Genomic DNA, 12,465 nt, shown 5'->3' on the forward strand with positions numbered 1-12,465 from the left:
CTGGCGGCTAGATCACGCCGTCGAACATCATCACGTCGACTTCGTCGCCTGCTGCCACGCTGCCTTGATCGTGGTGCAGCACCACGAGCCCGTTGGCCTCGACCATCGAGCTGAGCACCCCGGAGCCCTGGTGGCTCGCAACGCACACTTCGGGCAACGCGCCCCGCACGTTCTTCACGAAGCCGCGCTGGTATTCGGTGCGGCCCGGCTTCTTGCGGATCGGGCTTGTGCTGCGCGCGCGCAGCAGCGGTGGCGGCGCGGCGGCTGCTTCATGGCAGCCCATCATGCGCAGCAGCGCCGGCCGCACGAAGGCCAGGAAGGTGACCATCACCGCCACCGGATTGCCCGGCAGGCCGAACAGCACGGCCGGCTGCGGTGACGCCTCGCGCGGAATCAACCCCACAGCGAGTGGACGGCCCGGGCGCATGGCCACGCGCCAGAACGCCATGTCGCCCAGCTGCTGCATCACGTCGCGCGTGTGGTCGGCTGCGCCCGCGCTGACGCCACCACTGGTGACGATGGCATCGGCCTCGCGCGCGGCGCGCTGCAGCGTGGCGGCGAGCGTGGCCGGGTCGTCGCGCACCAGGCCGAGGTCGATCACCTCGCAGCCCAGCCGCGTGAGCAGGCCGATCACGGTGTAGCGGTTGCTGTCGTACACGGCGCCTTCGCGCGGCGCGTCGCCGAGGCTCAGGATCTCGTCGCCGGTCGAAAAACAGGCCACCCGCAGCCGCCGCAGCGCGGGCACGCCCGGCAGGCCGAGGCTCGCGACCATGCCGAGCGCGGCCGGCGAGAGGCGTTCGCCCTTGTGCAGCGCGGGCTGGCCCTTCATCAGGTCTTCGCCCGCGAAGCGGCGGTTGTCCCCGCGGCGCAGCACTTTGGCCGGGAAGCACACGCGGTCGCCGTCGACTTTGCAGAACTCCTGCGGAATGACGGTGTCGAGGCCCGCCGGCATCATCGCGCCGGTCATGATGCGCACCGCATCTCCCGCGCCCAGCGCGCCGCGCCAGGCCGCGCCGGCCAGTGCCGTGCCCGCCACGCGCAGCGTGATGGAGGCGTCGATGGGGGCGTCCTTGGGCAGCACCGAGCCGTCGAAGGCGTAGCCGTCCATGGCGGAGTTGTCGTGCGGCGGCACGCTGATGGGCGAGACGATGTCTTCGGCCAGCACGCGGCCGAGGGCGTCGAGCAACGAAACGCTTTCGCGCTGCGTGACGGCGGCCGTGGCCGTCAGTTGCGAAAGGAAGGCGTGGACGGCCTCGACGCTCAGGTCGGCGGCGTCGTCATAGCCCGTGAGGGTGGAAGCGATGTCTGCGATGCGGCTCATCGGTTTTCGAGGGCGTGCAGTTCGGCCTGGGTGTTGGCGTTGAAAAAGGCGTCGGGCGCGTCGCCGGGGCGGTCGAAGGGCACGTGCACCGTGCGGTGCTGCGCGGTCCATGCGTGGACTTTGCGGCCGCCGGCTTCGGTGTAGCGCTGCAGGCTGCCGCGCAGGTCGGCGCGCAGCAGGCAGAAGACGGGTTGGGGGCGCAGCACCACGTCGCCCTCGGCGGCTTCGGGCGCGGTGGCGATGGCGATTTCCGCATTGCCGGCAACGACCGCTTCGGCGAGCCGGGCGGCCAGGTCGTTCGGGAACAGGGGGGTGTCGCAAGGCACGGTCAGCAGCCAGGGCGTGGTGCAGTGCTCCAGCCCGGCCAGAAAGCCCGCGAGCGGCCCCGCATAGTCCGCGAGGCTGTCGGGCCGCACCGGCACGCCGAAGGCTTCGTAGTCGGCGAGGTTGCGGTTGGCATTGACTATCAGCCGGCCGACCTGCGGCCCCAGCCGCCGTATTGCATGCAGCGCCAGCGGTTCGCCGTTGAAAGGCTGCAGCCCCTTGTCGACACCGCCCATGCGCGAGCCGCGTCCGCCGGCCAGCAGCAGCCCCGTGATGTCGGCGGTTGCGATGGTGGCGTGCGCGGGCATGGCGGCCGCCTGCGTCATCCGCCGATGTAGCTCATCTCGACGCGGCGCGGGGCCTTGTCGCCGGCATCGCCACTGTCGTCGTCCGGACCGTGCAGGGCCCGCAACTCGGAGTAGCGGTCGGCGCGGCCCTGCCAGATGTGGCCGATGGCCGAGGAGATGTCGTCGTCACTGGCGGTGCCGCGCAGCAGTGGGCGCAGGTCGTGGCCGGCGCTGGCGAAGAGGCAGAGGTAGAGCTTGCCTTCGGTCGACAGGCGCGCGCGGCTGCAGTCGTGGCAGAAGGCCTGGGTGACGCTGCTGATCACGCCGATTTCGCCGGTGCCGTCGGCATAGGCCCAGCGCTGGGCGGTTTCGCCGGGCGTGGCGGCTTCGAGCGGCACCAGCGGAAATTCGGCATGGATGCGCGCGATGACGTCGGCCGAGGGCAGCACTTCGTCCATGCGCCAGCCGTTGGTGGCGCCCACGTCCATGTACTCGATGAAGCGCAGCACCACTTTGCCGCCGTGGTGCGTACGGAAGTAGCGGGCCATCGGCAGGATCTCTTGCTCGTTGGCGCCGCGCTTGACCACCATGTTGACCTTGATGGGGCCGAGGCCAGCGGCGATTGCCGCATCGATGCCGGCGAGCACGTCGGCCACAGGAAAGTCGACGTCGTTCATGTGGCGGAACACGGCGTCGTCGAGGCTGTCGAGGCTCACCGTCACGCGCTGCAGGCCGGCAGCCTTGAGCGCGGCGGCCTTGCGCGCGAGCAGCGAGCCGTTGGTGGTGAGCGTCAGCGCCAGCGGCTCGCCGGCGGGTGTGCGGATTTCGGCGAGCTGTTCGATGAGCCCTTCGATGTTCTTGCGCAGCAGCGGCTCGCCGCCGGTCAGGCGGATCTTGCGCACGCCGTGGGCGGCGAACAGGCGGGCCAGCCGCGTCATTTCCTCGAAGCTCAGCAGCGCGCTGTGCGGCAGGTACTTGTAGTCCTTGTCGAACACGTCCTTCGGCATGCAGTAGCTGCAGCGGAAGTTACAGCGGTCAGTCACGCTGATGCGCAGGTCGGTCATGGGCCGGCCCAGGCGGTCGAGCAGCAACCCCGTGGCGGGCACGGCAATCTCCGGTACGGCCACGGCGGGGCGTGCGCGGCTGATCGTGGAGATCGGGATGACGGTGCTGCTGCTGTTCTTCATGGCTTCGTGGAAGGGGGTTCCGATTTTGCGCCAGGCCCCAAGGGCCTGTGAATCGGAGGCTACTTGATCACCGCCGCATAAATCATGTCCCGGGTCAATGTTCTGTAATGTGTTCTGTACTTTGGCGACTGCAGCATGAGCAAGACGAACATCTCGTTTTTCGGGTCGACCCACATGTAGGTGCCGCCCGCGCCGCCCCAGTTGTATTCACCGCCGGCCGACGGGTAGGGCGCCTCGCCGTCGTTGCGGCGCACGGCAAAGCCCAGGCCGAAGCCGTAGCCCGGGCCCGGCAGGTAGAGCGGGCCGGGCACGATGCCGGCGCCCGCGTTGGAGTGGTCGGCGGTCATCAGCGCGATGGTGCGCGGGCCGAGGTAGCGCTTGCCGTCGAGCGAGCCGCCATTGAGCAGCATCTGCAGGAAGCGCGCGTAGTCGTTCGCTGTCGACACCAGTCCGCCGCCGCCCGACTCGTACTTGCGCACGACGCGCGGGTCGTTGAACTCGGCGCCCACGCCGAAGCTGCGGTCGCTGGCCAGCGGCTCGGCAATGCGCGGCTGGCGCGCCGGCTCGGGCACGTAGTAGCTGGTGTCCTTCATGCCCAGCGGGTCGAGCAGCCGGGTTTTCTCGAACTGGTAGAGCGACTGGCCTGACACCACCTCGATCACGCGGCCGAGGATGTCGGTCGACTGGCTGTACTCCCAGGTCGTGCCGGGCTGGTAGGCCAGCGGCAGCTTGGCAAGGCGCTGGGAGAACTCGGCCAGCGTCGGGTCGCCGGCGCCCAGGTCGGCGGCGTTGTAGGCCTGCTTCACGAGGCCCGGGCCGAAGAAGCCGTAGGTCAGGCCCGATGTGTGGCGCATCAGGTCCTGCACGGTGATCGGGCGACGCGCGGGCACGGTGTCGAGCACCGGCTTGCCGTCGGCGCCGGGCTTCTCGACGCCCACCGTCATGGTGGCGAACTCGGGCAGGTAGGTCGAGATCGGGTCGTCGAGCTTCAGCCGGCCGTCTTCCACCAGCATCATCGCGGCCACCGTGGTGATGGGCTTGCTCATCGAGTAGATGCGGAAGATACCGTCGCGCGGCATTGGAGTGCCGGCCACAGGGTCGAGCTTGCCGACCGGTTCGAACCACGCGACCTTGCCCTGGCGCGCCACCAGCAGCACCGCGCCCGGAATCTTGCCGGCGGCCACGTCGGCCTTGAGCACGTCGGTGAGCATCTGCAGGCGCCCGGTCGAGAGGCCGACCTGTTCAGGCCTGGCTGTCGGCAGCGATTGCGCCGCCGCCAGCAGGGGAAGGGCCAGGCCGAGCACGGCCGCGCGCAGGCTGCGCTTCAGGAATCTCATGGTGTTGTCTCCGTCTTGCTGTGAATGGAAAACCTGTGCCGCCTCTCGTGGGCGGCTGCGGGCTATCCGCGGCAGAGCTTCAGGTTCGTGCGGGTGGCGCGGACCACGGGCAGGAAGATCTCGGCGTCGGCCGGCGGGTAGTTGTCCTTGATGCCGTCGTCGGTGCGGTCGGCGTCCTCGGCCAGCGGCTGCAGGGTCTTGAGGCAGGCGGCGCGGTCGTTGAGCTTGAACTGGGTGAGCGCGAGGTCGTTGCGCAGCCAGGCCTTGGTGATCCAGTCGAGGGTCTTGTCGCAGTCCGACAGCACGGGCGCGAGGGTGGTCTGCGCGGCAGCGTAGTCCTTTGCGTCGTACTGGCGCTTGAAGGTCTTGCGCGAGTTGGCCACGGCCTTGTCGGTGCAGGCGGGGATGGGGCGGGTGTAGGTGCCCTCGAAGCCGGCGCGCGCGCCGCAGTTGTCGCGGCATTGATCCGCGCCGTTGGTCGTAACCTGCACCTTGTCGGCGTTGACCGCGAAGTTCACCACGCACGCCGAGTCGTCGAGCTTGGCCTTGCCGCGCACGATGGTGCCGTCGAGTGCGCAGGTGTGTGCGTTGGCGCCGATTGTGGTGATGTCGAAGTGCCCGTCGGGCTTGACGCGCAGCGAGCCGCTGCCCCGTTCGTAGATGTAGTCGCCGGCCGGCGGCGTGGCGGTCTGCGCGGCGGCGAGGCCGGCGCAGGCGAGCAGGGCGAAGGGAAGGATGCTCTTGAGCTTCATCGTTGGAAATCTCCCAGGAAACGTGCCGCAGCGCAGTGTATCTATCGTTGCCGAAAGCTTCCTGAAATGGCCGGTTTGCGCCATCTCTGCCGCAGATGTCTTGACGTGGACAATGAGAATTCCTATCATTTAGGCGCCTGAGTACGCAACACGTCGACAACGCAAAGGGCTCTTCCAACCAAGGAGCTTTTCGACCGTGCCGTACACCCTGCCAGCCTTGCCCTATGCCTTCGATGCGCTCGAACCGCACATCGACGCGCAGACGATGGAAATCCACCACGGCAAGCACCACCAGACCTATGTGAACAACCTCAATGCGGCCCTGAAAGACACGCTGCACGAGGGAACGCCGGTCGAAGAACTGATCGCCAACGTCGAGCAGCTGCCCGAGGCGCTGCGCGCGCCGGTGCGCAACAACGGCGGCGGGCACGCCAACCACAGCCTGTTCTGGACCGTGATGGCGCCAGTCGGGCAGGGCGGTGGTGGCACGCCTACGGGGGCGCTCGCGGAAGCCATCGACACCGACCTGGGCGGTTTCGACGCCTTCAAGGAGGCCTTCACCAAGGCCGCCCTCACGCGCTTCGGCAGTGGCTGGGCGTGGCTGTCGGCAGGCCCCGGCGGCAAGCTCGCCGTGGAGAGCAGCGGCAACCAGGACAGCCCGCTGATGCGCGGTATCGGCTCTGGCAACACGCCGATCCTCGGACTCGACGTATGGGAGCACGCCTACTACCTCAAGTACCAGAACCGCCGTCCCGAATACATCGCGGCCTTCTACAACGTCGTGAACTGGGCCGAGGTGGCCCGGCGTCACGCCGCCGCGACCGGCGGCTGAGGAGCAGGCCCATGAACGAGCCGCAGCAGGGCACGATGGCAGGACGGCAACCCAGGCAGGCCCGCCCGATGCGCGAGTGGGTCGGCTTCGCCATCGTCGCGGCCGGCGTGCTGGTGGGCGTGTTGCAGTTCTGGCAGTTCGTGCGCGGCGATCCGCTGGTATGGAATGCCTTGCTAGGCGGCTCGGTCGCCGCGCTGGCGACCGCGCTCGGCACGCTGCCGGTGCTGTTCTCGCAGAGGCTCCCGGAGCGGCTGCAGGACACGCTGTTCGGCTTCGGCGCCGGCGTGATGCTAGCGGCCAGCGCCTTCTCGCTGATCATCCCGGGCCTGGAGGCCGCAAAGAATGTGGGCGTGTTCGGCGGCGGCAACTGGGCGGCGGGCGGGGTGATCGGCTCCGCCATCCTGCTCGGCGGCATCGTGCTGATGCTGATGGACCGCGTGCTGCCGCACGAACACTTCATCAAGGGCCGCGAAGGCCAGGCCGCCAGGCAGCTGCGCCGCACCTGGCTCTTCGTGTTTGCGATCGCGCTGCACAACGTGCCCGAAGGCCTGGCCATTGGCGTGGGCTATGCGGCCAACAACGGGCTGCGCGCCGACGCGCTGGCCACCGGCATCGCAATCCAGGACGTGCCCGAGGGCCTGGTGGTCGCGGTGGCGCTGCTGGCCGCCGGCTACAGCCGCATGTTCGCGGTGCTGATCGGCATGGCCTCGGGGCTGGTGGAGCCGCTGGGTGCGGTGCTGGGCGCGGCCGTGGTCGGCCATTCGGCGATGCTGCTGCCCTGGGGACTTGGCTTTGCAGCAGGCGCGATGCTGTTCGTGATCAGCCACGAGATCATTCCCGAGTCGCACCGCAAGGGGCACGAAGCCTTTGCCACGAGCGGGCTGATGATCGGCTTCGTGCTGATGATGCTGCTGGACACCGCGCTGGGTTGACCAGCCCCGCGCGGTCAGCCGTGCTTGACGGCGACGGTTTTCAGCGTGGTGAAACCGTACAGCGCCTCGAAGCCCTTCTCACGTCCGTAGCCTGAAGACTTCACGCCGCCGAAGGGCAGCTCGACACCGCCACCCGCGCCGTAGTTGTTGATGAACACCTGGCCGCTGCGCACGCGCTTGGCCATGCGGAACTGGCGCGAACCGTCGGCGGTCCACACGCCCGCCACCAAGCCGAACTGCGTGGCATTGGCGAGCGCGACCGCTTCGTCTTCGTCGGTGAAGGACATCGCGGCCAGCACCGGGCCGAACACTTCTTCCTGCGCCAGTCGATGCCCGACCGGCACGTCGCGCAGCAGGGTGGGCGCCTGGTAGAAGCCGGTCTCGGGCGCTTCCTCGACCACGATGCCCTGCGCCACCATCGGGATGCCGGCATGCTGCGCGTCGCTCAGGAAGTCCCACACGCGCTGCTGCTGCGTCTGGCGGATCAGCGGGCCCACGTCGAGGTCCATGGCCGCGGGGCCGACGCGCAGGGCTTCGAAGGCGTGGCCCAGGCGTTCGAGCAGCGGCTCGTAGATGCCGCGCTGGATCAGCACCCGCGAGCCGGCCGAGCAGGTCTGGCCGGCGTTCTGCACGATCGCGTTGATGACAACGGGAATGGCCGCGTCGAGGTCGGCGTCCGCAAAGATGATCTGCGGGCTCTTGCCGCCCAGCTCCAGCGTGACCGGGCAATGCCGCTCGGCTGCCACCTGCTGGATCAGCGTGCCGATCTTCGGGCTGCCGGTGAAGCTGATGTGGTCGATGCCTTCGTGCCGCGCGAGCGCGTCGCCCACTTCATGGCCGTAGCCCGTCACGATGTTGAGCGCGCCGGCCGGAAAGCCGACCTCGGCTGCCAGCTGCGCTACGCGGATCAGCGAGAGGCAGGCGTCTTCGGCCGGCTTCACCACGCACACGTTGCCCGCCGCCAGGGCGCCGCCCACGCTGCGCCCGAAGATCTGCATCGGGTAGTTCCACGGAATGATGTGGCCGGTAACGCCGTGCGGCTCGCGCCAGGTGAAGACGCTGTAGCCGTCCTGGTAGGGGATGGTCTCGCCGTGCAGCTTGTCGCAGGCGCCGGCATAGAACTCGAAGTAGCGCACCAGCGCCACCGCGTCGGCACGCGCCTGCTTGACGGGCTTGCCGCAGTCGCGCTGCTCGATGAGCGCCAGTTCGTCGATGTGCTCGGCGATTTTTTGCGAGAGCTTGTAGAGCAGGCGGCTGCGGTCGGCAGCGCTGACCTTGTGCCAGACACCCTCGAAGCAGTCGCGCGCGGCGCGCACGGCGGAGTCGATGTCGGCGGCATTGCTGCGCTGGATTTCGTCGAAAGCCTGGCCGTCGGAAGGATCGATGACCGGCAGGGTGCGGCCGGAGGAGGACGGGACGTCCGCGTTGGCGATGTAGTTGAGCTGCATGGGGCTGGATTTTGCGCGAAGCACGCGCAATCCGTGGCCGGGCGGCCCGGCGTCCCTCTGCTCGTGTCTACTTGGCGGCGGTGGCCTTCGGCAGCGCCTTCACGGCATTCAACATGCGCTCCACGTGCTTGTCCGGATTCAGGTTCTGGTAGTAGTAGGCGACCTTGCCGTCCGGCGAAATCACGTACGACAGGCGGTTGGCGAAGTCCGGCCGCGTCTGCATCAGCGCGTCGAAACCCTGGATCACGGTCTTGTTCTCGTCCGATGCCACCGGAAATCGGCTCTGGCAGGACTTGACCGAGAACTTCGACAGGGTACCTATGTCGTCCGCCGAGACGCCGATCACGGTGGCGCCCAGCGCGGCGAACTGGTCGACGGCTTCGGCGAAGGCGTGGGCCTCGATCGAGCAGTCGTTGGAATCTGCCGCAGGAAAGAAGTACAACACCACCGGTCCCTTGGCGAGCGCATCAGCCAGCGAGTAGCGGAAGGTCTTGCCGCCCAGGGCGGCGTTGGCGGTGAACTTGGGCACGGGGTCGCCGATGTCCAGGGCGGCCCAGGCAGGGTGGGCAAGGGCTGCAAAAATCGTCATCCATGCGATGCGATGGAGGTGCGAACGAGCCATGATGTAACTCCGAGCGATGTGGAGCGAATTCTAGGCTTGAGCATCCCCTGAATGGGCCTTTGAAACCGGCGCGGGCTGGCCGGCGTATTGAACACAACAACCGAAAAACGGCGGGAAGCACCAAGCAATGGGCGAACCATCATGAACACCTGGCTCTCGTTTCTGCGCATCGCGCTCGCGGGCGTCCTGATAGCGGCACTCGGCGCCTGCGGCTCGCTGCCGCCGGCGCGGGAGCGGCCCGCCGAGTTCGCCGCCTCGGCCGACCCATCGACCACGCTGGCGAAGATCGCCGCCGCCTCCACGCCGCCCGACGAGCACTCGGGCTTCCGGCTGATGCCACTGGGCGTGTACTCGCTCGATGCGCGCATCCAGCTGGCCCAGCGGGCCCAGCGCTCGCTGGTGGTGCAGTACTACCAGCTCGAGAACGATGCCGTCGGCCGCCTGCTGTTGCGCACGCTGCGCGAGGCCGCGGGCCGGGGCGTGAAGGTGAGGGTGCTGGTGGACGACCTGTACACAGTGAAGAGCCAGCAACTGCTGCTGGCGCTGTCCGAGACGCCCAATGTCGACGTGCGCCTGTTCAACCCGTTCTGCTGCGGGCGCAACGGTTTCCTCTCGCGCTTTGCGGCGTCGCCGTGGGAGATTCCGCGGCTCAACCACCGCATGCACAACAAGCTCTTCATTGCGGACGGCGTGATGGCTGTAGTGGGCGGGCGCAACATTGCCGACGAGTATTTCGTGCTGAGCGAGGCGCAGAACTTCATCGACATGGACGCGCTGGTGGTCGGCAAGGTGGTGCCGCAGCTCGAGTCGATCTTCGACGCCTACTGGAACAGCGAACAGGTCTGGCCCATTGCCGACATCGTGACGGGCGAGGGCGGCCGCAAGCCGACCGGCACCGACTTCGACGGCTGGGTGGGCATGGCCGCGCCGCCGCCGAAGATCGTGCTGCCGCCCTCCGACATCCTCGGCTACGGCCCCATTGCCGAAGAGCTCGACGGCGGCCGCATGGGCCTGCTGTGGGGCGAGGCCCGTGCCATCGCCGACCCGCCCACCAAGCCCGCGACCATGACAGCCGACGAGGCGATCTCCACCAGCGTGACGATGAAGGTCTGGGCGCTGCTGCTCGACGCCAAGACCGAGGTCGACATGACCTCGCCGTACCTGGTGCCGGGCGAGCGCGGCATGGAGGCCTTCGAGGACCTGACTCGGCGCAAAGTCAAGCTCACGTTGCTGACCAATTCGCTGGCCGCCAACGACGAGCCGCTGGTGCACACCGGCTACGCGCGCTATCGCGAGCGGCTGTTGCAAGGCGGGGCCGACCTGTACGAGCTGAGCCCGCAGCGCACCAGCGCAGGCGAGCGCTTCGGCATGTTCGGCAAGTCGCTCGGGCGGCTGCATGCCAAGACCGCGGCCATCGACAAGACACGCATCTTCATCGGCTCGATGAACCTCGACCCGCGCTCGGCCAGCCAGAACACCGAGATGGGGCTGGTGGTCGACAGCCCGCAGCTGGCGCGCGAGATGATGCGCGTCATCAACATCAGCAAGCTGCAGAACTCCTACCGGCTGCGGCTGGCCAAGGACACCGGCACGCTGCAATGGCTGACGAACGACGGCGAGAAAGAAGTGATCCTGACCTCGGAGCCGGAGTCGAGCTTCTTCCAGCGCTTCTACAACATGCTCATAGCGCCGATCGTTCCCGAGATGCTGTTGTAGCCTCGGGGGATGGCGCAGACTTTCACTTCGTTGTCCGCCCCGCAGGTCATGCTGTGGGGCGTGCTTTTTTTCGGCGGTATCTATCTCGGCTTCGGCGGCATCACGTGGCTGCTGACGAAGCGGGTGCTGCCGGCGCTGGGCATCGGGCGCGAACTCGATCCGCGGCCGCTGCAGCCGGGGCAACTGCGGCGCGAGCTGGGGCAGTCGGGCGTGTCGGTGCTGATCTTCGGGCTGGGCATGGTGTTTCCGTGGGGGCTGCTTCAGCTTGGCTGGGCGCGGCTCGACGGCGATGCGGGGTGGCGGCAGATCGCGGTCGAGATCCTCGGGCTCGCGTTCTGGAACGACGTGCATTTCTGGATCAACCACCGATTGCTGCACACACGCTGGCTGCGGCGCTTTCACGGGCCGCATCACCGTTCGTTCGTGACCACGCCGTGGGCGACCTACAGCTTCCATCCCGTCGAGGCGCTGATGCTCGGCAACGTGATCCTGCTGCCGATGGTGGTGCACGACTTCAGCTTCTGGTCGCTGGCGGCGGTGCCGGTGTTCAGCCTGTTCTTCAACTGCATCGGGCATTCGAACTACGACTTCTTCACGGGCGTGTCGTACAGCCACTGGTTTGCGGCAAGCCGCCGCCACCACCTGCACCATGCCGTGCACAACGGCAACTACGGTTTCCAGTTCACGTTCATGGACCGGCTCTTCAGGACGCGCATTGCGGCCGATGCAGCCGAGCCGGTGCTTCAGGCTTTCCGAAAGAAGCATGGCGCGACCGCGGCCTGACGCGAGCCGTCGCCTGCCGGGGCTGCGCCACTGGCGCGACTGGCAGAGCCTTGCCTACCTCGCCGCCTTGCCTGCGCTGGCGGCGTGGCAATGGCTCCACGGTTTCAACGCGCTGCTGTATGGGCTGATGCTGTTCCTGACGCTTGGCGTCGGCGTGATCCATCACAACCACGTGCACCTGCGCATGTGGCGCGGGCGGCGCATGAACCGGCTGACGGATTTCTGGATCACGCTGCTGCAGGGCCACCCGACCTTCGTGTTCTGGCCCGCGCACGTGGCCAACCATCATCGCCACCGGCACGGGCCGAAAGACGTTGCGCGCACCTACCGCTTCGGTGGCGACACCAATCATCTGCGAGGCTATCTGCTGCATCCGTTCCAGGCCGTGTGGGTGCTGATTCCGGTGTTCTTCGCGTGGCTGGCGCGGCTGCAGAAGCATCGGCGCGGCGCATGGCGCTACTGCATGGCGCAGTATGTGCTGTGGCTGGTCAGCTGGACGGTGCTGCTGGCGCTCGATTGGCGCAAGGCCCTGCTGTTTGTGATCGTGCCGCAGCTGCATGGCCTGCACTGGTTGCTGGCGACCAACTACCTGCAGCACGCGCATGCCGACGGCCGAAAACCCGTGCGCAAGGAGGCGCCGGGCGATACCTCGGGTAGCCAGCTGAACTACGCCCGCAATTTCGAGGGGCTGGTGAACCCCTTGCTGTTCAACATCGGCCTGCACACCGCACACCACGAGAACCCGCATGCCCATTGGTCCGAGCTCACGCATCTGCATCGCACGCGTTACCGCGCGCGGGTGGATCCTGTGCTCAACGAGGGCGGGCTGGTGCCGTACATGGTGCGCGTGTTCGTGCTGGGGACCGTGTGGCCGCGTTTTCGCAGCCGCCCGCTGATGCCTCCCGATTCATCCATCACCTGAAC

12 protein-coding genes are annotated in these 12,465 nt (G+C 67.8%); 5 read left to right on the forward strand and 7 right to left on the reverse strand.

Going from position 1 to position 12,465, the window contains the following annotated elements:
• Positions 1-7: 7 nt before the first annotated feature.
• From glp to BLV60_RS11215, 5 genes are all read right to left on the reverse strand, one after another.
• Positions 8-1,321: a molybdopterin molybdotransferase MoeA gene (glp, locus tag BLV60_RS11195; protein WP_093054355.1), complete on the reverse strand. Its 1,314-nt coding sequence runs from the start codon at positions 1,319-1,321 to the stop codon at positions 8-10.
• Complete coding sequence (gene mobA / locus BLV60_RS11200; protein WP_256328976.1) at positions 1,318-1,953, reverse strand: molybdenum cofactor guanylyltransferase MobA; 636 nt, start codon at positions 1,951-1,953, stop codon at positions 1,318-1,320. Before mobA ends, glp begins: the two co-directional genes overlap by 4 nt.
• 14 nt (positions 1,954-1,967) lie before the next feature.
• Positions 1,968-3,119, reverse strand: coding sequence for a GTP 3',8-cyclase MoaA (gene moaA / locus BLV60_RS11205; protein WP_093054359.1), 1,152 nt, complete (start codon positions 3,117-3,119; stop codon positions 1,968-1,970).
• A gap of 59 nt (positions 3,120-3,178) precedes the next feature.
• Positions 3,179-4,456, reverse strand: coding sequence for a serine hydrolase domain-containing protein (locus tag BLV60_RS11210; protein WP_093054361.1), 1,278 nt, complete (start codon positions 4,454-4,456; stop codon positions 3,179-3,181).
• A gap of 62 nt (positions 4,457-4,518) precedes the next feature.
• Complete coding sequence (locus BLV60_RS11215; RefSeq protein WP_093054363.1) at positions 4,519-5,208, reverse strand: hypothetical protein; 690 nt, start codon at positions 5,206-5,208, stop codon at positions 4,519-4,521.
• Positions 5,209-5,404: 196 nt separating this feature from the next.
• Here BLV60_RS11215 and BLV60_RS11220 point away from each other — a divergent pair, with 196 nt between their 5' ends.
• Positions 5,405-6,040 carry a superoxide dismutase gene (locus tag BLV60_RS11220; RefSeq protein ID WP_093054365.1) on the forward strand — a complete coding sequence of 212 codons (636 nt, stop codon included), beginning with the start codon at positions 5,405-5,407 and terminating at the stop codon, positions 6,038-6,040.
• Between the two features lie 11 nt (positions 6,041-6,051).
• Positions 6,052-6,972, forward strand: coding sequence for a ZIP family metal transporter (locus BLV60_RS11225; RefSeq protein ID WP_176928776.1), 921 nt, complete (start codon positions 6,052-6,054; stop codon positions 6,970-6,972).
• Positions 6,973-6,986: 14 nt separating this feature from the next.
• Here BLV60_RS11225 and BLV60_RS11230 read toward each other — a convergent pair whose 3' ends face one another.
• Both BLV60_RS11230 and BLV60_RS11235 read right to left on the reverse strand, forming a co-directional pair.
• The gene (locus tag BLV60_RS11230) at positions 6,987-8,420 is read right to left on the reverse strand and encodes an aldehyde dehydrogenase family protein (RefSeq protein WP_093054367.1); all 1,434 of its coding nucleotides are present in this window, start codon (positions 8,418-8,420) and stop codon (positions 6,987-6,989) included.
• Between the two features lie 67 nt (positions 8,421-8,487).
• Positions 8,488-9,042, reverse strand: a complete 555-nt coding sequence (locus tag BLV60_RS11235) for a peroxiredoxin (protein ID WP_093054369.1) — start codon at positions 9,040-9,042, stop codon at positions 8,488-8,490.
• Positions 9,043-9,183: 141 nt separating this feature from the next.
• Here BLV60_RS11235 and BLV60_RS11240 point away from each other — a divergent pair, with 141 nt between their 5' ends.
• From BLV60_RS11240 to BLV60_RS11250, 3 genes are read left to right on the forward strand one after another with little or no spacing between them, the layout of a single operon-like run.
• Entirely contained in the window at positions 9,184-10,758 is a 1,575-nt protein-coding gene (locus BLV60_RS11240; RefSeq protein WP_093054371.1) for a phospholipase D family protein, read from the forward strand.
• Between the two features lie 9 nt (positions 10,759-10,767).
• Positions 10,768-11,541 (forward strand): sterol desaturase family protein, encoded by a 774-nt coding sequence (locus tag BLV60_RS11245; RefSeq protein WP_093054373.1) that lies wholly within the window; start codon positions 10,768-10,770, stop codon positions 11,539-11,541.
• Positions 11,522-12,463, forward strand: a complete 942-nt coding sequence (locus BLV60_RS11250; RefSeq protein ID WP_093054375.1) for a fatty acid desaturase — start codon at positions 11,522-11,524, stop codon at positions 12,461-12,463. Before BLV60_RS11245 ends, BLV60_RS11250 begins: the two co-directional genes overlap by 20 nt.
• Positions 12,464-12,465: the final 2 nt, after the last annotated feature.

Source organism: Variovorax sp. YR634, assembly GCF_900106655.1.
Classification (GTDB): domain Bacteria; phylum Pseudomonadota; class Gammaproteobacteria; order Burkholderiales; family Burkholderiaceae_C; genus Variovorax.